Source organism: Streptomyces sp. NPDC000594, assembly GCF_040299965.1.
In the GTDB taxonomy this organism is placed as follows: domain Bacteria; phylum Actinomycetota; class Actinomycetes; order Streptomycetales; family Streptomycetaceae; genus Streptomyces.
Genome location: NZ_JBEPCY010000037.1, coordinates 25,131 through 42,170, shown reverse-complemented (window position 1 = coordinate 42,170; position 17,040 = coordinate 25,131). Strand labels below are relative to the sequence as shown.

The window sequence follows — 17,040 nt, the reverse complement described above, 5'->3', positions numbered from 1 at the left end:
ATCGGCGGTTCCACCAGCCGTACAGGGCGGCACTCCCCTTCCGAGGGGGGTGCCGCCCTGCGGCGTTTCCCGCCCGTACCGCACCGGACCGGGGTAAGAGTCCCGTACCACCCGATCACGGCGGGTCCTCAACTCACCCCAAAGCCCGGCAAATCCCAGGTGATGTACGCCGCAAGGACGATTCCTGATCCGTGCGTAATCCCAGAGATGGAGACAAATCCCGGCTGGGCGAGGGATTACCGGACATGGACAAGGCGAAAGGGTCTCCCTGACCGAACACTTGGCTGGGAAGGACCTTACGTGCAACGACGACTCGTACCCCTGCTGGCGGTGAGCGTGATCGCGTCGCTGGCCGCGCCCGGTATCGCCACCGCGACCCCGGCGGCGCCCGCGACCCAGGCCCCCAAGGCGGGCCCGCTGGCCTCGTACGAGAAGCAGAAGCCGGTGTGGAAGCGATGTGACAAGGAGCTGTCCGCCTCCTTCCAGTGCGCCACCATCAAGGTGCCGCTGGACTACAAGCGGCCCACCGGCAAGACGCTGGACCTGGCGATATCCCGGGTGAAGACCAGCGTCAAGGGCAAGCGCCAGGGTGTGCTGCTGTTCAACCCCGGCGGTCCCGGCGGCGCCGGTCTGGACATGCCCGAGATGATGCGCGAAGCGCTGCCCAAGTCCGTACGGGACGCCTACGACCTGGTCGGCTTCGACCCCCGGGGCATCGGCAACAGCTCGCCGGTCACCTGTGGGCTGACCAACTCCGACATGCAGTGGCCCCGCCCCTACAAGGAGAAGACCTTCGCCAAGGACGTCTCCTGGGCCAAGGGCGTAGCGGACAAGTGCCGCAAGAAGCAGGGCGACAAGCTCAAGTACATCACCACCCGCAACACCGCCCGGGACATGGACGTCCTGCGGATCGTGCTCGGTGAGAAGAAGCTCAACTACCTGGGCTACTCCTACGGCACCCACCTCGGCGCGGTCTACTCCCAGCTCTTCCCGACCAAGACCGGCCGCTTTGTCCTCGACAGCGCCGTCGACCCCAAGCTGGCCTGGCGCGGCATGATCCAGATCTGGGCGGAGGGCGCGGAGCCCGCGTTCAAGCGCTGGGCCTCCTGGACCGCGCAGCGCAACTCCACCTACAAGCTGGGCACCACCGAGGCCGCGGTCACCAAGACCTTCTACGACCTGGTGGCCCAGGCCGACCGCAAGCCGATCGTGATCGAGGGCGAGAAGATCACCGGTGACGACATCCGCGGCGGGATGCGGCAGCTCTTCTTCGAGGTGCAGTTCGCCGCCGAGCAGGTCGTCGAGTTGAAGAAGGCCGCCGCCGGCAAGGCCGGCAAGCGGCTGGCCCCGCAGCAGGCCCCCGAGCGCGGCTTCCTGAAGCCGGTGCCGGTCGACAACATGGACGCGGGCTTCTGGTCCGTGGTCTGCGCCGACAACTCCGCCGCCTGGCCGCGCGATGTCGAGCAGTACCGCAAGGACGCGATCCGCGACAAGGCCCGCTACCCGCTGTACGGCGACTTCGGCTCCAACATCAAGCCCTGTGCGTTCTGGGACGCCTCGGTCGAGCCCGCCATCAAGATCAACAACTCGGTTCCCTCGCTGATCCTCCAGAACGAGTGGGACTCCCAGACCCCGTACGCCGCCGGTGTCGGCATGCGCAAGGCGCTCAAGGGCGCCAAGCTGGTGACCGTGAAGAACGGCGTCGGCCACGGGATCTACCTCTTCGGCGGCAACAGCTGCGCCGACCGTCTCACCACGTCGTACCTGACCACTGGGAAGCTCCCGGCCAAGGACGCCACCTGCACGGCCCCGGCGGCCCGCAGCGGTGAGCGCGCGGACGCCCCGGCGTTCCCGAACCCGCTGCCGCAGCAGCCCAACCGCTTCTGACAGCGGGCGGGCAGCGGCCCGCACCCATGGACGGCCCGGGGGCCCACGCCTCCGGGCCGTCCGTGTGCCCGGGGCCGTCCTGGCGCCCGGGGCCGGGCGGGGCCCCCGGGGCGTGGGAGCATCGGGGGGTGCTGGATATCGGTTACTCGCTGTCGCCCCGCTTCCCCGACCCCCCGCAGACGGACTACCGGAGGGCGGACACCCACGCCCTCCGCCACGACCTCTTCTGCGGCGATGTGTACCTCGCGGACACGGAGGCGGACCGGGAGGTCGCCACCGCCTGGGGCTGGGTGCCCGTCCTCGACTTCGCCTGGGCCCTCTGCGACATCGTGGAACGGATCGACCGCGACCCCCGGGGCAGCAGGGCGTCGGTGCCGCAACAGGCCGAGCTGGACTTCACCGAGTCGGCGGACCGGATGCTCTTCGAGCGGCGGTTCGGCTGGGTCGATGTGGAGGCGGACTGGATGCGCCGGGACGAGCCGCCGCTCACCTTCAGCCACCGGGATCTGCGCCGGGAGGCCCGGGACTTTCTCCATGACCTGATCGCGGACCTGACCGATCTGCACGAAGAACTCGCCGACAACCCGGCCATCTGGGATCTTCAGGCACGATTCCCCCGGGTCTGACGGCCAAGGCCCGGTGCGACCTCGGCCGGGCTTGACCTCAAGCAAGGTCGAGGTCGGAGAGTTGTCCCTGTCAGCGCAGATCGCTCACAGGGGAGAGCAGCCATGCACGCCATCCGGCTCCACACCTTCGGTCCCGCCGAGAACCTCCGTTACGAGGAGGCCGCGGACCCGGTACCCGGCCCCGGCCAGGTACGGATCGCCGTCGCCGCCGCCGGGGTCCATGTCCTCGACACCTCGCTCCGCCAGGGCGAGAGCGGCCCGTACCCGGAGCCGGTCCCGCTGCCCACGATCCCCGGCCGGGAGGTCTCCGGCACGGTCGACGCACTCGGCGAGGGCACCGACCCGGCCTGGCTCGGCAAGCGGGTCGTCGCCCACCTCGGCATGGCCCCCGGCGGATACGCCGAACGCGCCGTCACCGACACCGAGCGGCTGCACGAGCTGCCCGGCGGGCTCGACGAGGCGGCGGCCGTCGCCATGATCGGCACCGGACGCACCGCACTCGGCATCCTCGGCTACGCCGAACCGGCCCCCGGACAGATCGTGATCGTCACGGCGGCGGCGGGCGGCCTGGGCACACTGCTGACGCAGTACGCGAAGCATGCGGGGGCGACCGTGATCGGGCTGGCGGGCGGCCCGGCCAAGGGGGAGCGGGTACGGGCCAACGGCGCCGATCTCGCGGTGGACTATCTGCTGCCCGACTGGGCGGCGACGGTCCGGGACTTCCTCGGGGAGCGCCGGGCCGACACCGTCTTCGACGCGGTCGGGGGCGACACCGCCCGCGCGGCGGTCGACCTCCTCGGGCCCGGCGGACGGCATGTGGTCTACGGCTGGGTCGGTCAGCGGCTCCACGAGGGCGAGCCGCTGACCTACCCGGAGGACGAGCAGGCCAGGCGCGGGATCACCTCCGCGATGATCGGCCCGGAGATGGTGGCCCGCGGGGGCGGGCTGCGGGCGCTGGAGGAGCGGGCGCTGAGGGAGGCGGCGGAGGGTGTGGTGCGACCGGTGGTCCAGCGATTCCCGCTGGACCAGGCGGTGGCGGCGCATCGCGCGGTGGAGACGCGCGGGACGATGGGGAAGGTGGTCCTCGTCCCCTGAGCAGCGGCCTCCAGCCGGGTTGCGTCATGTGAGCCTTGGGCCCGAGGCAGCAGTATTCAGCCCCTCCGGCGTTTGAGGAGCGGGGTTCGGGGCTGGCCCCGACGTCCACCCGAGGCGACTCGGTGCCGAGGTCCGTCCTCAATCGCCGGACAGGCTGGATTTACCTCGCCGGAGGGGCTGAGTGTTGAGGCCCCCGCTTTGCCCGGCGCCAGGCGATCGTCAGGAAATGGACGTACCCAGCTCGGCCAGGGCGTCGTCCGTGAGGCGGAGGACGGACCATTCGTCCTGCTCACGCGCCCCGAGTGCGCGGTAGAAGTCGAGGGAGGGGGTGTTCCACTTCAGGCACGACCACTCCAGGCGCTCGTACCCCCGCTCCACACAGATACGGGCCAGCTCCCGCAACAGCGCCTTCCCATGGCCACCACCCCGGAGCCCAGGGCGGACATAGAGGTCCTCCAGATAGATGCCGTGCACCCCGCGCCAGGTGGAGAAGTTCAGGAACCAGAGGGCGAACCCGGCCGGCTCGCCGGCCTCCGTCTCGGCGATATGGGCGAAGGCCGCCGCGCGCTCGCCGAAGAGCGCCTCGTGGAGCTGCTCCTCGGTGGCCCGCGCCTCCCCCGCGCACTTCTCGTACTCCGCCAGCTCGCGGATCATGCGGTGGATCTCGGGGATGTCTTCGGGCACAGCGCTACGGATCATGGGGACAGACTCCCCGAGCCCCCGCCCGTCGCGCCAGCGAAATCCCCGGTCAGCGACCCAGCAGCACCCGGGCCAGGGACTCTTGCTCCGGCTCCAGGCGCCCTTCGCCGTCCTCGATCTGCCAGAGGGTGTTCTGGAGGACACGTCCCAGGGACCAGGCCCGGGCCCGTTCCCGGTCCAGCCCCAGGACCTCCGTCATCAGATCGAAGCGGGGACGGATGTCCGCCTCATCGAACCGATTCAGGAGCGCGGGCAGCAGCTCGAACCCGGGGTCCCCGGCCAGTGGCTTGGGGTCGATGGCGAGCCAGGGCCCGCGCTCCGGCGCCACGACGTTCGCCAGGACGTTCTCGTAGTGGAGATCCCAGTGGAGCAGCCGGTCGCCGGGCTCGTCCACGACCTCCCGCAGCGCCGCCGCGCAGTCCGCGATCAGCCGCCGCTCCCCCGGGTCGGCGAGCCTTGGCAGCGCGTCGGGCGCCTCCTGGAGCATCCGGGTGGCGAGGGGGCCGAGCCGCCGCATGCCCGGGGGCGCCGGCCGGTCGGTGAGCCGGGCCAGCAGCTCGGCGATGATTCGCGCCGCCGTAGGGACCGGGAGCCGTTCCAGCGAGCGCTCCGCGTCCAGCCGCTCCAGCAGCAGGGTGCCGGTCGGCCCGTCGTGGCGCAGCAGCCGTACCGCCCCGTCGCCGTCCCATACCCGCAGCGCGTCCGGCTCACCCTCGGTCTCCTCGTCCCGTACGGGGAGTTTCAGCACCGCCGGGGTGCCGTCCGCGCACCGCACCGGGACCACCAGCGCCGCCCAGCCGTGCATCAACGGCCCGTCCCGCCGCAGCTCCCACACGTCGAGGAAGTGCCGGGTCCGGGCGGGGAGCCCGTCGATGAAGGCGCGCCCCGCCGGGCCGCCGTACTGGAGCTGCCGGGAGACCAGGAGCGCGGGGATCTCGACCATGCCGTGATGGTACGGATCACTCCGCCGCCGCTCCCCCCGTTTTCGGCGCGGCGATCCTTGCGTACAGTCGCTCCCACCCGCCCCACCCGGAACAGCAGGGACACCATGAGCCAGCACACCGTCAACGGCGGCATAGCGTTCTGGTACGCGCAGGACGGACTCCCGGCACCCCGTGAACCGCTCCCCGGGGACACCTCGGCGGACATCTGCATCGTCGGCGGCGGCTACACCGGGCTCTGGACGGCGTACTACCTCAAGAAGGCCGCCCCCTTCCTCGACATCACCGTCCTGGAGGCGAAGTTCTGCGGGTACGGGGCCTCCGGCCGCAACGGCGGCTGGCTCTACAACGGGATCGCCGGACGGGACCGGTACGCCCGGCTGCACGGCCGGGACGCGGCGATCCGGCTCCAGCGGGCCATGAACGACACCGTCGGCGAGGTGATCCGGGTCGCCGCCGAGGAGGGCATCGACGCCGACATCCACCACGGCGGCGTCCTCGAAGTGGCCCGTACCCCCGCCCAGGCGGCCCGGCTGCGCGCCTTCCACGACGCCGAGGTCTCCTTCGGCGAGCGGGACCGGGTGCTGTACGGGGCGCGGGAGACCGCGCGGCGGATCCGGGTCGCCGGGGCGGTCTCCGCCACCTGGACCCCGCACGGGGCCCGGCTGCACCCGGCGAAGCTGGTCAAGGGGCTGGCCGCCGCCGTGGAGGCGCTGGGCGTCACGGTCCATGAGTCGACCCCGGTCACCGAGATCAAGAAGGGGCACGCGGTCACCCCGTACGGCACCGTCCGCGCCCCGTACATCCTGCGCTGCACCGAGGGGTTCACCGCCGGGATCAAGGGCCGGCGCCGGGACTGGCTCCCCATGAACTCCTCGATGATCGCCACCGAGCCGCTGCCGGACGCGGTGTGGGAGACCATCGGCTGGGACGGCCGGGAGACCCTGGGCGACATGGCCCACGCGTACATCTACGCCCAGCGCACCGCCGACGGCCGGATCGCGCTGGGCGGGCGCGGCGTCCCGTACCGCTACGGCTCCCGGACCGACAACGACGGCCGCACCCGGCCCGCGACCGTGGAGGCGCTGCGCGAGATGCTGACGGCGCTCTTCCCGACGACGGCGGGGGCAAGGATCGACCACGCCTGGTCGGGGGTGCTGGGCGTCCCCCGCGACTGGTGCGCCACGGTCACCCTGGACCGTTCCACCGGCCTCGGCTGGGCGGGCGGCTATGTGGGCTCCGGGGTCGCCACCGCCCATCTCGCCGGGCGGACGCTCAGCGATCTCGTCCAGCAGGACTCGGGGCAGGGCGGGGCGACCGAACTGACCACGCTGCCCTGGGTGAACCACCGGGTCCGCCCCTGGGAGCCGGAGCCGCTGCGCTGGCTCGGGGTGCGGGCGATGTACGCGGCGTACCGGGGCGCGGACCGCCGTGAGTCCAGGGGCCACAGCACGGAGACGGACCGCGTCGCCCGGCTGGCGGACCGGATCTCGGGCCGCCACTGAGGACGGTACGGGGCGGTACGGAGCTGTACGGGGCGGTACGGGGGCCGGGGTCCCGGGGATCTCCAGGGTTCTACTCCACCTCGATGCCGTACTCCCCCACCAGCTCCTCCAGGCCGCCCCCGTACCCCTTGCCGCCGATCACGAACTCCCAGTTGCCGTTGGCCCGGCGGCGGAAGGAACCGAGGACCAGGGCGGTCTCACCGGCCCGGCCGTCCGAGACCTCCAGCCGGTCCAGCTCCGCGCCCCGGTCGTCCCGCAGCACGATCCCCGCACCGGTGAAACCGGACAGATCCGCCCCCGGGTTCACCTCCGGGTCCACCGCCGCCACCAGCACCAGCCGGTCCGCCTCCGGCGGCAGCGCGTCGAAGGAGACCCGGACCGCCGCCCGGTCCCCCGCCGACGGCTCCACCGCGCGCACCGAACCGTCCGGGGTGCGCTCATTGTTGAAGAAGACGAAATGGGCCTCGCTGAGCACCCGGTCGTACCGGCAGACCAGCGCGCAGACATCCAGCGCCACCCCGCCCGACCAGACCATCCCCAGCACATTGAAGCCGTCGTCATCGGGCGGCGGCGCGATGTCCTCCGGCGCCAGCTCCCCCGGCCCCGGGGTGCGCCGCGACGGCGCCCCGCCGGCCACCGGGCCGAGCCGCCCGCGCAGCCCGTGGCCGTTCAGCAGCTCCACCAGCTCCACCCCGCTGACCAGGGTCAGCGGCTTGCCATTGGCGAAGGTGTACGAGCCGGGGCCGAAGCCCGAAGTCGTCACCAGTACACCCTTGTTGGCCCCGGCGTCCTGCACCGTCCCGTACAGATCGCGGACGGCGGTCGGCGGGACCGTGTTCCGGTACCGCTTCACCTGCACGATGATCCGGCCACCGCTGATCGGATCCGGATCGAAGGCTTCCACATCCACCCCGCCGTCGTTGGAGCGCTGGGTGGTCACCGCCCGCATCCCCCGCGCCCGGAACAACTCGGCGACCAGGCCCTCGAATTCCACCGGATCCATCTCCAGCAGATCCGGATCGTCACCGCCGCCGTGCGAGACCACCCCGGCGCCCACATCCCCGGGCAGCCGGTCGGGCCGGACGGCCACCCGGGTGTCCGGCTTCGCGGACAGCCGTCCCCGTATGCCCTCCAGACAGTCCACCGCGCTCACCTGGTCCAGCCGGAGCGGGGCGAAGTCCTGGCGGGAGACCGTGACCGAGGCGAGGACGATCTCCGCATGGCGGCCCGTCGCCGGGTCCACATCGTCCACGAAACCGCTCAGCGCCACCGAGTCCAGCACCCCGTGCTCATCGGCGGCGAACAGATCCCGCAGCGCCAGCAGCAGACACTGCGCCAGCACATCGCGGTAGACCGCACGGCGCTGGGTCACCGGCCGCGCGACCTCCTTCAACTGGTCCGAGGCGGCCACGTACCGCACCGACCGGGCCGGGGGCACCACATCGAAACCGGGCAGCTCCCAGCTGAGCACCAGCTGCCGGGCACCCCGGTCGAACGCCGCCGACAGCTGGCGCGGCAGCCCCTGCGGCCACTCCTGGGAGGAGTACAGCGCCGCCGAGAAGTACTCCACGACCGCGTCGGGGTCACCCGACCGCAGCCCCTCCACCATCCGCGCCACACCCGCGTTGTGCTGCCGCACCTCCGCGAGCTGGGCGCCCGCCCAGGCGTCGTACCGCCGCCGGTACTCGGCGAGCTGCGCCCGGCGCTGCTCCTCGGCCGCCCGCGCCAGCCCCAGATCGTGCTGATAGCGCTCCTGCGCCTCCCGCTCGGCCCGCTCCCGCGACCACGCCCAGCCGCCCTGCGGACGGTAGAACGCCGGATCGGGCGGCGGCACCGGATGGGCCAGCGGGCCCGGCGCGAACGGCTCGATCTGCTGCTCGGCCCTGACCAGCGCGGCGGCCCGGAAGGCCGGCCCCCGGCAGCCCGTCGCCAGCAGCCCCGTCAGCTCCGCCACCCGGGACTCGATCTCCCCGGTCCGGGCCAGGGCATCCGCCTCCCGGCCGCGCTTGTACGCCGCCTGCTGCTCCCGGTGTCTGCGGGCCATGTCCCGCTCGTACGCCCGCTGCCCGCGCTCCCGCTCCCGCTGCGCCCGCTGGGCGGCACGGATCTGTGCCTCCCGCTCACGCTGCTGGCGGCGCTGCGCCTCGGCCCACGCCCCGATCATCCCGCCCGAGCGTCGACTCATTCCCGCGCCCTCCCCACCGGACCGCCCCCCGGCGTCCGTACCACCGCACCCACCAAACGCCAGTGTCCCGGACCATGAGGGGCCGGGACACTGTTCTGACCGAGCCGCCTGTCGGAATCGAACCGACGACCTGCGACTTACAAGATCGCTGCTCTACCAATTGAGCTAAGGCGGCATCGCGCGAAGGCGGGCCCCCGCACGGAGATCCCCCACTCTACACAGCGGCGGGTTCCGGAGGCCATGAAGATCGGGTACGGGGAGAGCGCGCACGCGGGGGGCTTTTCGGGCGGTTGGGGCGGGCCCGTGCATCTCGTTCCCATCCCGTTACTGACATGCGGCGGAACGCCAGGTAGCGTCGCTCGCAGTTCACCCGAGTGGACTACACCAATCCTTTACTTCGGATCGTCCGGCACGTTCCTGCCGGTGAAGGGAACAGCACCATGGCTACCGTTACGTTCGACAAGGCGACCCGGATCTACCCGGGCACCGAGAAGCCCGCCGTCGACGAGCTGAACATCGACATCGCGGACGGCGAGTTCCTCGTCCTCGTGGGCCCCTCCGGCTGTGGCAAGTCCACCTCCCTGCGGATGCTCGCGGGCCTGGAGGACGTGAACCGGGGCGCGATCCGCATCGGTGACCGCGACGTCACCCACCTGCCGCCCAAGGACCGGGACATCGCCATGGTGTTCCAGAACTACGCGCTCTACCCGCACATGTCCGTCGCCGACAACATGGGCTTCGCGCTCAAGATCGCCGGCGTCAACAAGGCGGAGATCCGCAAGAAGGTCGAGGAGGCGGCGAAGATCCTCGACCTCACCCCGTACCTCGACCGCAAGCCGAAGGCGCTCTCCGGCGGTCAGCGCCAGCGTGTGGCGATGGGCCGCGCCATCGTGCGTGAGCCCCAGGTCTTCCTCATGGACGAGCCGCTGTCGAACCTCGACGCCAAGCTCCGGGTCTCCACCCGTACCCAGATCGCGTCGCTCCAGCGCCGGCTGGGCATCACCACGGTCTATGTCACCCACGACCAGACCGAGGCGCTCACCATGGGCGACCGGGTCGCGGTCCTCAAGGACGGTCTGCTCCAGCAGGTCGACTCGCCGCGGAACATGTACGACCGCCCGGCCAACCTCTTCGTCGCCGGCTTCATCGGCTCGCCCGCGATGAACCTGGTCGAGGTGAAGATCACCGACGGCGGTGTGAAGTTCGGCAACAGCGTCGTCCCGGTCTCGCGCGAGGCGCTCTCCGCCGCCGCCGAGCGTGGCGACAAGACCGTCACCGTCGGCATCCGGCCCGAGCACTTCGATGTGGTCGAGCACGGCGGCGCCGCGGCCACCGCGCTCACCAAGGACTCCAAGGACGCCCCGGCGGGCCTCGCCGTCCTGGTCAACGTCGTGGAGGAGCTGGGCTCCGACGGCTTCGTCTACGGCTCCGCCAAGGTCGGCGGTGACGAGGAGAAGGAGCTGGTCGTCCGCGTCGGCGGCCGCTCCGTGCCCGCGAAGGGCTCCGAGCTGCACGTGGTGCCGCGGCCGGACGAGATGCACGTCTTCTCGACCTCCACGGGCGAGCGTCTGACCGACTGACACTCCCTGGGCGTCCTCTGGGACGCCCGCTGCTTGGACGGCCCCGTGCGACCCCTGGGTTGCACGGGGCCGTTCGTTGTCCAACGCCCCTGGATGTCCCCGATGCGGCCAATGACCGCTTATCCAGGGGCATTTCACGCTTTCCCGTCAACCCGGCATTCGAAAGATTCCCTCGAACGATCCCTCAGGGGAGTGACTGAATGTCGCCACCGCGTTACCGGCCGCTACGCTGCCCGCGTGACCCACTCAGCCCGCCGAATCGGCCGTAGTCTCGCCCTCGTCCTCCCCGTGGTCCTGGTGCTCTCCGGAACCCTCGCGGTCACCAGCGTGCCGTGGGCCGGACCGAGCGGACCCCAGCTCCTGAGCGCCTCCTCCCAGGACGTCTCGGTCCGCGCCAAGCCGCGCGCGCCCCAGGACGTCCTGCGCGAGCGGCTGCTCACCGAACTCCAGGAGAAGAACCCGGGCGCCGCCCTCACCCGTCTCCAGAGCGAGGTGGAGGCCCGCCCCTCACTCGCCCGGCACTGCATGTCGATCGCCCGCGCCCTCGGCCGCGCCGCCGTCGACCGGCTCGGGCCCACCCGCGCCCAGACCTACTCCAAGCCGGTCTGCGACACCTCGTTCGCCGCGGGCGTCGCGAAGCAGGCCCAGGGGAGCTGACGGGCACCGCCCGTGCCACCGCGCATATGCGCATATCGTTCACGGCATGCATACGCCTACGTATCCGACGCAGGCCGTGGTCCTGGCGGGCGGCCAGGGCTCGCGGCTGCGACCGTACACCGACGACCGCCCCAAGCCGATGGTCGAGATCCCGGGGACCGGGACCCCGATCATCGGCCATCAGCTCGCCTGGCTGGCCGCGGAGGGCGTGACCGACGCGGTCGTCTCCTGCGGCCATCTCGCGGAGGTCCTCCAGGAGTGGCTGGCCGACACGGATCTGCCCCTGCGGGTCCAGACCGTGGTCGAGCCGGAGCCGCTGGGGCGCGGCGGCGGCCTCAAGTTCGCCGCCGCGCGACTGCCCCGGCCGGACCTTCCCTGGTACGCCACCAACGGTGACATCTGGACCCGCTTCTCCCTGCGGGAGATGGCCGCCTTCCACGCCGAACGCGACGCCACGGCCACCCTCGCGCTGGCCCGGCCCCGGATCCCCTGGGGCGCCGTCGAGACCGACGCCTTCGGCCACATCACCGACTTCATCGAGGCGCCGCCCTCGCCGTTCCTCATCAACGCCGGCGTCTACGTCTTCTCCGCCGCCTTCGCCGACCTCCTCCCGGAGCTGGGCGACCACGAACGCACCACCTTCCCCGGGCTGGCCCGGGAACGGCGCCTGGCGGGCTTCCCGCTGCCGCAGGGGGCGTACTGGCGGGCCATCGACACGGCCAAGGACCTCACCGAGGCCGCCAAGGAACTCTCCTCCCGGTAGGCCCGGCCCCGCCTTTCGATCCCCGTAAATCAAGCCCCATGGGGTCCCCCCGGACGAAGTCCGGGGGAGATTGAGGAGCGGGGGCCTCAAAATCAAGCCCCTCCGGCGATTGAGGAGCGGGGTTCGGGGCTGGCCCCGACGTCCGCCCGAGGAGACTCGGTGCCGAGGTCCGTCCTCAAACGCCGGACGGGCTTGGTTTGCCGACTCGGGCCTCGGGTCCGTCCTCAAACGCCGGACGGGCTGAAATACCTGGTCAGCCCAGGAGGCCGCCGATCACGCGGGCCGGCGCCGAGTCACCCCCCGACGACGAGCCGGGCGCATCCGTCCCCTCGGGCGAGGAGGAGCCCGACGACGTCCCCGTCGACCCCGAGCCCGAACCCGAGCCCGACGGCGGCGGCACCTGCTCCCGTACCGCCGACGGCGGCGCCTCCCGCACCCCCTGGCTCTCGCTCGGCCGCCCCGCCGCCGTCTCCGGCGCCACCCCCGCGCCCGCACCCGCACCCGTGCCCGCCGCGGGCTCCACCGGCGGCTCCGCCGCAGGCGTCCCCGTGCTGCTCGCCGCCGGCCGCGGCGACCCCGGCTCCCGCCCCTCGGGACCGGCGGAGGACCGCTCCCCCGAGGGCCGGTCCTTCGGCAGCGGCGACCCCGGCAGATGGTTGCTCGGGTCCTGGTCCGGCCTCGGCACCGTGACCATGTCGGTGGAGCGCACCGCCCCCCCGAGCATCGACCCGATGAGCAGCGTGAGCCCCACCACGACCGTCGCCACGACCGCGCCCCGGCGCAGCACCCGCCGCCGCAGCTCCCACAGCTCCGCACGGGGGCCGAGGGTCCGCCACGCCTCACCGGCGAGCCGTCCGTCGATGGAGTAGACCGGCGCCCCCGCGATGATCAGCGGCGACCAGGCGGCGAGATAGATGAAGTCCGGCGCGTCGTACACCGGAACGGTCCGCCAGCTCACCGTGAGGATCAGCGCCGCGGAGAGCAGCACGCCGACACCCGCCGCGACCCGCTGCCAGAGCCCGAGGACGGTGAGCACCCCCACGACGACCTGGAGGAAGGCGACGGTGAGCCCGGCGCCCACCGGGTGCGAGAGCGCGAAGTCCCGCAGCGGCTCGGCCAGCGCCCAGGGGTTCAGGGAGTTGAGCCACTTCACCATGGAGCCGCGCTCGCCGCCGTCGAAGTAGACGGGGTCGCAGAGCTTGCCCATGCCCGCGTAGACGGAGATGAGGCCGAGGAAGACCCGCAGCGGCAGCAGCACCACGCCCAGGTTCATCCGGCGGCCGGGGTAGTAGGCGTGGCGTACGGAGTCCGCCCCCGCGCGCCGGTCCCGGTCGGTGCCGGCGGTGTCACCGGGGCCGTCGGGGTACTCGTCGTACCGGCCGGACCCCCCGTAGGGGCCGCGGCCGTCCGGCGGATAGGCGTCGTACGCGCCGACGGCCTGCCGCATCGGCGGCAGCAGCGGCCCGGCGGGGAGCTTCGGTACGGGGGCGGTCCCGGTGTCGGCGGGGTCGCCGTAGGGGCGCGCCCCGGGGCCGAGGTCGATCCTCGGGATCACCTGGGTCGCCCCGGCGTCGTATCCGCCGCCACGCTCCGCGGTGGTCGCGGTGCTGTTCCGCACGGCCTGGAGCAGCCCCGTCGCGCCCGCGTCCCCGGGCTCGGTTCTACCGGTCCAGACGACGGGCGCGCGCCGACGCGCCCCGGCGCCCGCGACGGCGGGTACGCGCAGGGTGTCGGCGAAGGCACGTGCGGGGCGCGGGCTCTGTGCGAGCCGCACCCGGAAGCTGGCGTGGTTCACGATGACCTGCGCGGGATCGCAGTCGACCTTGACCATGCTCAGAGCGGGCTGATCATCGAACCCGGGCCGGGGCGTTCTGGTGTCCACACTCATCTAACCGAGTGACAGCGGGTTAGGACACTGGCACCGCGGAGCCGATCTGTCCGAGACCCGTCAAGGCTGGTGAGCGCTCCGGAAGGGCCCGTTCCGGTACGTCAACGCACGGCCGCCGGCCCCGGTGTCCCGGGACCGGCACAGCACCGTCAGGCGCGGCGGCGGGCCGCCTCGTACAGCACCACACCTGCGGCGACACCGGCGTTCAGCGACTCGGCACCGCCCGGCATGGGGATCCGGACCAGGTAGTCGCAGGTCTCGCCGACCAGCCGGGAGAGACCCTTGCCCTCGCTGCCGACGACGATCACGACCGGACCGCCCAGCGCCTCCAGGTCGCCCACCTCGTGCTCACCGTCGGCAGCGAGGCCGACCACGGTGATCCCGGCCTTCTGGTATCCCTCCAGCGCGCGGGTGAGGTTGGTGGCGCGGGCCACCGGGGTGCGCGCGGCGGTACCGGCGGAGGTCTTCCACGCGCCCGCGGTCATCCCGGCGGCGCGGCGCTCGGGCACCACGACACCATGGCCGCCGAAGGCGGCGACGGAGCGGACGACGGCACCCAGATTGCGCGGGTCGGTGACCCCGTCCAGCGCCACGATCAGCGGGTCCTCGCCGTGGTCGGCGGCGGAGGCGGCCAGGTCCTCGGGGTGCGCGTACTCGTACGGCGGGACCTGGAGGACCAGACCCTGGTGGTTGAGGCCATTGGTCATCCGGTCCAGCTCGGGGCGGGGCGCCTCCATGATGTGGATGTTGCCGCGCCCGGTGGCGAGCTGGAGCGCCTCGCGCACCCGCTCGTCGTTGTCGATGAACTGCTGGACATAGAGGGTGGTGGCGGGCACCCCGTCGCGCAGCGCCTCGAAGACGGGGTTACGGCCGACGACCATCTCGGAGCTGCCCTTGCCGCCCCGGCGGGCGACCGGACGGCGGGCGGTGTGCTTCGCCTTGGCGTTGGCGACGCGGTTCTTCACATGCCCCTTGCGGGCGGAGGCGGGCGGGGTCGGGCCCTTGCCCTCCAGGCCGCGGCGCCGCTTGCCACCGCTGCCGACCTGCGCGCCCTTCTTGTTGGACGTGCGGCGGTTCCTGCGCTGGCTGTTCCCGGCCATGACTGCTACCTGCTCTTGGGTCGTCGTGCGTGTGGGTGTGCGGGTACCGAGGTACCCGTACGGGTGCACGGGTGTGCGTGTACTGATGTGCGTGTACGTATGACAGTGTGCCGCTCGGAGCCCCGGGCGGCACATCGTCCCTGCTCAGCGGGGTCCGAGTGTCCAGCGCGGGCCGTCGGGACCGTCCTCGATCGCCAGGCCGGACTGCTGGAGCTGGTCCCGGATGGCGTCGGCGGTGGCCCAGTCCTTGCGGGTACGGGCCGCCTCCCGCTGCTGGAGCACCAGCCGGACGAGGGTGTCGACGACTCCGTGCAGATCCTCGCCGCCGTCGGTCACCCCCGCCCAGTGCGGGTCGAGCGGATCCAGACCGAGGACCCCGAGCATGGCGCGGACCTCGGCGAGCCGGGCGACCGCGGACTCCTTGTCGTCGGCGGCGAGGGCCGAGTTCCCCTGGCGGACGGTGGTGTGGATGACGGCGAGCGCCTGCGGGACGCTCAGGTCGTCGTCCATCGCCTCGGCGAAGGCGGGGGGCACCTCGGCGGCGGGCTCGACCGTACCCCCGGCCTTCTCGCCGACCCGCTGGATGAAGCCGACGATCCGGGAGAACGCCGACTCGGCCTCGCGCAGGGCCTCCTCGCTGTACTCGATCATCGAGCGGTAGTGCGGGGTGCCCAGGTAGTAGCGGAGGACGATCGGTTTCCAGTGCTTGACCATCTCGGAGACGAGGACCGAGTTCCCCAGCGACTTGGACATCTTCTCGCCGCTCATGGTGACCCAGGCGTTGTGCACCCAGTACCGCGCGAAGTCGTCGCCGAACGCCTTGGCCTGCGCGATCTCGTTCTCATGGTGCGGGAAGATCAGGTCGAGGCCGCCGCCGTGGATGTCGAAGGCGGTGCCCAGGTACTTGTGGGCCATGGCCGAGCACTCCAGGTGCCAGCCGGGACGGCCCCGGCCCCAGGGCGTCGCCCAGCTCGGCTCGCCGGGCCGGGCGCTCTTCCACATGGCGAAGTCACGGGGGTCGCGCTTGCCGGTCTCGCCCTCGCCCGAGGGCTGGAGCAGATCGTCCAGATCCTGGTTGGAGAGGGAGAGATAGCCGGGGAAGGAGCGCACGTCGAAGTAGACATTGCCGTCGGCCGCATAGGCGTGGCCGCGCTCGATGAGGCCCTGCATCATCTCGATCATCTCGGTGATGTGGCCGGTGGCGCGGGGCTCATAGGTCGGCGGCAGGCAGCCGAGGGCGGTGTAGCCGTCGTCGAAGGCGCGCTCATTGGTGTAACCGATCGACCACCAGGGGCGGTTCTGCTCGGCCGACTTTTTGATGATCTTGTCATCGATATCGGTGACATTCCGGATGAAGGTCACCTCATAGCCGCGGTAGGCGAACCAGCGGCGCATGATGTCGAAGTTGAGTCCGGACCGGATATGACCGATGTGCGGAGCGGCCTGCACGGTCGCACCACACAGGTAGATCGAGACGCGGCCCGGCACGAGCGGGGTGAAGTCACGAATCTCGCGGGCGCTGGTGTCGTACAGGCGAAGAGTCACGCAACCAGGGTAGTGGGCGGACCCCGGTGCCCCGCGACCCCTGTGGACAGCCGAGTGGCCCTTGTGGACAACGCCGTGACCCGTGGCGCACGGGCAGGGTCGCGGGGACCCGGCCCGTGCGCGGGCGGCGCCGGGGGTCAGATGCGCCCGACCACCTTCCGGGGGGTGATGCGCACCACGACCCGGGGGGCGTCCTCGGCCGCCGCCGCGTTGAACTCGGCGTACCGCTTGCCGGTGTACTTGACCGCCAGCTCGTCGATCAGCTCCTGGCCGCCCTCGGTGGTGAGCGTGGCCTCGCCGCGGATCTCCGCATAGGTGTAGGGGGCGTCGAAGGGCTGGAGCAGCACGGTGACCCGGGGGTCCCGGCGCAGGTTCAGCTCCTTGCGGCGGCCGACGGTGGTGGAGACCAGGAGGTCGTCCCCGTCGCGTTTCACCCAGACCGGGGAGACCTGGGGGCTGCCGTCCGGCTGGATGGTCGCGATGCTGACGAAGACCGGGGTGTCGAGGAGCGTCTTCAGTTCGTCCGAGAGGGCGACGGTCATGGGTGCGGCCTTTCTGACAAGAACGGA

At 71.9% G+C, this 17,040-nt stretch carries 14 protein-coding genes and 1 tRNA gene; 7 read left to right on the top strand and 8 right to left on the bottom strand.

Translation table 11 applies throughout. The annotated features are described in order from the left end of the window. Positions 1 to 300 precede the first annotated feature (300 nt). From ABT354_RS32140 to ABT354_RS32130, 3 genes are all read left to right on the top strand, one after another. A complete protein-coding gene (locus tag ABT354_RS32140; protein ID WP_351500338.1) occupies positions 301 to 1,887 on the top strand; it encodes an alpha/beta hydrolase in 1,587 nt (528 codons plus the stop codon). Between the two features lie 128 nt (positions 1,888 to 2,015). Further along, on the top strand, positions 2,016 to 2,513 hold the full coding sequence (locus ABT354_RS32135; protein WP_351500336.1) for a hypothetical protein: 498 nt from the start codon (positions 2,016 to 2,018) through the stop codon (positions 2,511 to 2,513). Between the two features lie 102 nt (positions 2,514 to 2,615). Then, positions 2,616 to 3,608 (top strand): zinc-binding dehydrogenase, encoded by a 993-nt coding sequence (locus ABT354_RS32130; RefSeq protein WP_351500334.1) that lies wholly within the window; start codon positions 2,616 to 2,618, stop codon positions 3,606 to 3,608. A 219-nt stretch (positions 3,609 to 3,827) separates the two neighbouring features. On the opposite strand, the gene ABT354_RS32125 is transcribed toward ABT354_RS32130, so the two are convergent. Continuing rightward, positions 3,828 to 4,307, bottom strand: a complete 480-nt coding sequence (locus ABT354_RS32125) for a GNAT family N-acetyltransferase (RefSeq protein ID WP_351500332.1) — start codon at positions 4,305 to 4,307, stop codon at positions 3,828 to 3,830. A gap of 49 nt (positions 4,308 to 4,356) precedes the next feature. Further along, complete coding sequence (locus ABT354_RS32120) at positions 4,357 to 5,250, bottom strand: aminoglycoside phosphotransferase family protein (protein ID WP_351500330.1); 894 nt, start codon at positions 5,248 to 5,250, stop codon at positions 4,357 to 4,359. A 105-nt stretch (positions 5,251 to 5,355) separates the two neighbouring features. On the opposite strand from ABT354_RS32120, the gene ABT354_RS32115 reads away from it, so the two are divergent. Continuing rightward, positions 5,356 to 6,753 carry an NAD(P)/FAD-dependent oxidoreductase gene (locus ABT354_RS32115; protein WP_351500328.1) on the top strand — a complete coding sequence of 466 codons (1,398 nt, stop codon included), beginning with the start codon at positions 5,356 to 5,358 and terminating at the stop codon, positions 6,751 to 6,753. Between the two features lie 70 nt (positions 6,754 to 6,823). Here ABT354_RS32115 and ABT354_RS32110 read toward each other — a convergent pair whose 3' ends face one another. Then, positions 6,824 to 8,938: a restriction endonuclease gene (locus tag ABT354_RS32110; protein WP_351500326.1), complete on the bottom strand. Its 2,115-nt coding sequence runs from the start codon at positions 8,936 to 8,938 to the stop codon at positions 6,824 to 6,826. A gap of 102 nt (positions 8,939 to 9,040) precedes the next feature. Continuing rightward, positions 9,041 to 9,113, bottom strand: a tRNA-Thr gene (locus ABT354_RS32105). Positions 9,114 to 9,378: 265 nt separating this feature from the next. Between ABT354_RS32105 and ABT354_RS32100 the strand changes: the two genes are divergently transcribed. The 3 genes from ABT354_RS32100 to ABT354_RS32090 all read left to right on the top strand — a co-directional run bounded on the left by ABT354_RS32100 (position 9,379) and on the right by ABT354_RS32090 (position 11,938). Then, positions 9,379 to 10,518 carry an ABC transporter ATP-binding protein gene (locus tag ABT354_RS32100; RefSeq protein WP_351500324.1) on the top strand — a complete coding sequence of 380 codons (1,140 nt, stop codon included), beginning with the start codon at positions 9,379 to 9,381 and terminating at the stop codon, positions 10,516 to 10,518. 237 nt (positions 10,519 to 10,755) lie between these two features. After that, a complete protein-coding gene (locus ABT354_RS32095; RefSeq protein ID WP_351500322.1) occupies positions 10,756 to 11,175 on the top strand; it encodes a hypothetical protein in 420 nt (139 codons plus the stop codon). Between the two features lie 46 nt (positions 11,176 to 11,221). Next, positions 11,222 to 11,938, top strand: a complete 717-nt coding sequence (locus tag ABT354_RS32090) for a nucleotidyltransferase family protein (protein WP_351500320.1) — start codon at positions 11,222 to 11,224, stop codon at positions 11,936 to 11,938. 253 nt (positions 11,939 to 12,191) lie between these two features. On the opposite strand, the gene ABT354_RS32085 is transcribed toward ABT354_RS32090, so the two are convergent. The 4 genes from ABT354_RS32085 to ABT354_RS32070 all read right to left on the bottom strand — a co-directional run bounded on the left by ABT354_RS32085 (position 12,192) and on the right by ABT354_RS32070 (position 17,013). Beyond that, positions 12,192 to 13,826, bottom strand: coding sequence for a DoxX family membrane protein (locus ABT354_RS32085; RefSeq protein ID WP_351500318.1), 1,635 nt, complete (start codon positions 13,824 to 13,826; stop codon positions 12,192 to 12,194). Positions 13,827 to 13,975: 149 nt separating this feature from the next. Beyond that, a complete protein-coding gene (gene rlmB, locus ABT354_RS32080; RefSeq protein ID WP_351500316.1) occupies positions 13,976 to 14,926 on the bottom strand; it encodes a 23S rRNA (guanosine(2251)-2'-O)-methyltransferase RlmB in 951 nt (316 codons plus the stop codon). Between the two features lie 144 nt (positions 14,927 to 15,070). Next, positions 15,071 to 16,471, bottom strand: coding sequence for a cysteine--tRNA ligase (gene cysS, locus ABT354_RS32075; protein WP_351500314.1), 1,401 nt, complete (start codon positions 16,469 to 16,471; stop codon positions 15,071 to 15,073). A 137-nt stretch (positions 16,472 to 16,608) separates the two neighbouring features. After that, on the bottom strand, positions 16,609 to 17,013 hold the full coding sequence (locus ABT354_RS32070; protein ID WP_351500312.1) for a PPOX class F420-dependent oxidoreductase: 405 nt from the start codon (positions 17,011 to 17,013) through the stop codon (positions 16,609 to 16,611). Positions 17,014 to 17,040 lie beyond the last annotated feature (27 nt).

Excerpts from the sequence above, each read along its gene's own strand:
- ABT354_RS32130 (WP_351500334.1), top strand. The coding sequence starts at position 2,616 with ATGCACGCCATCCGGCTCCACACCTTCGGTCCCGCCGAGAACCTCCGT.
- ABT354_RS32125 (WP_351500332.1), bottom strand. The coding sequence starts at position 4,307 with ATGATCCGTAGCGCTGTGCCCGAAGACATCCCCGAGATCCACCGCATG.
- ABT354_RS32120 (WP_351500330.1), bottom strand. The coding sequence starts at position 5,250 with ATGGTCGAGATCCCCGCGCTCCTGGTCTCCCGGCAGCTCCAGTACGGC.
- ABT354_RS32115 (WP_351500328.1), top strand. The coding sequence starts at position 5,356 with ATGAGCCAGCACACCGTCAACGGCGGCATAGCGTTCTGGTACGCGCAG.
- ABT354_RS32110 (WP_351500326.1), bottom strand. The coding sequence starts at position 8,938 with ATGAGTCGACGCTCGGGCGGGATGATCGGGGCGTGGGCCGAGGCGCAG.
- ABT354_RS32100 (WP_351500324.1), top strand. The coding sequence starts at position 9,379 with ATGGCTACCGTTACGTTCGACAAGGCGACCCGGATCTACCCGGGCACC.
- ABT354_RS32090 (WP_351500320.1), top strand. The coding sequence starts at position 11,222 with ATGCATACGCCTACGTATCCGACGCAGGCCGTGGTCCTGGCGGGCGGC.
- ABT354_RS32085 (WP_351500318.1), bottom strand. The coding sequence starts at position 13,826 with ATGAGTGTGGACACCAGAACGCCCCGGCCCGGGTTCGATGATCAGCCC.
- rlmB (WP_351500316.1), bottom strand. The coding sequence starts at position 14,926 with ATGGCCGGGAACAGCCAGCGCAGGAACCGCCGCACGTCCAACAAGAAG.
- ABT354_RS32070 (WP_351500312.1), bottom strand. The coding sequence starts at position 17,013 with ATGACCGTCGCCCTCTCGGACGAACTGAAGACGCTCCTCGACACCCCG.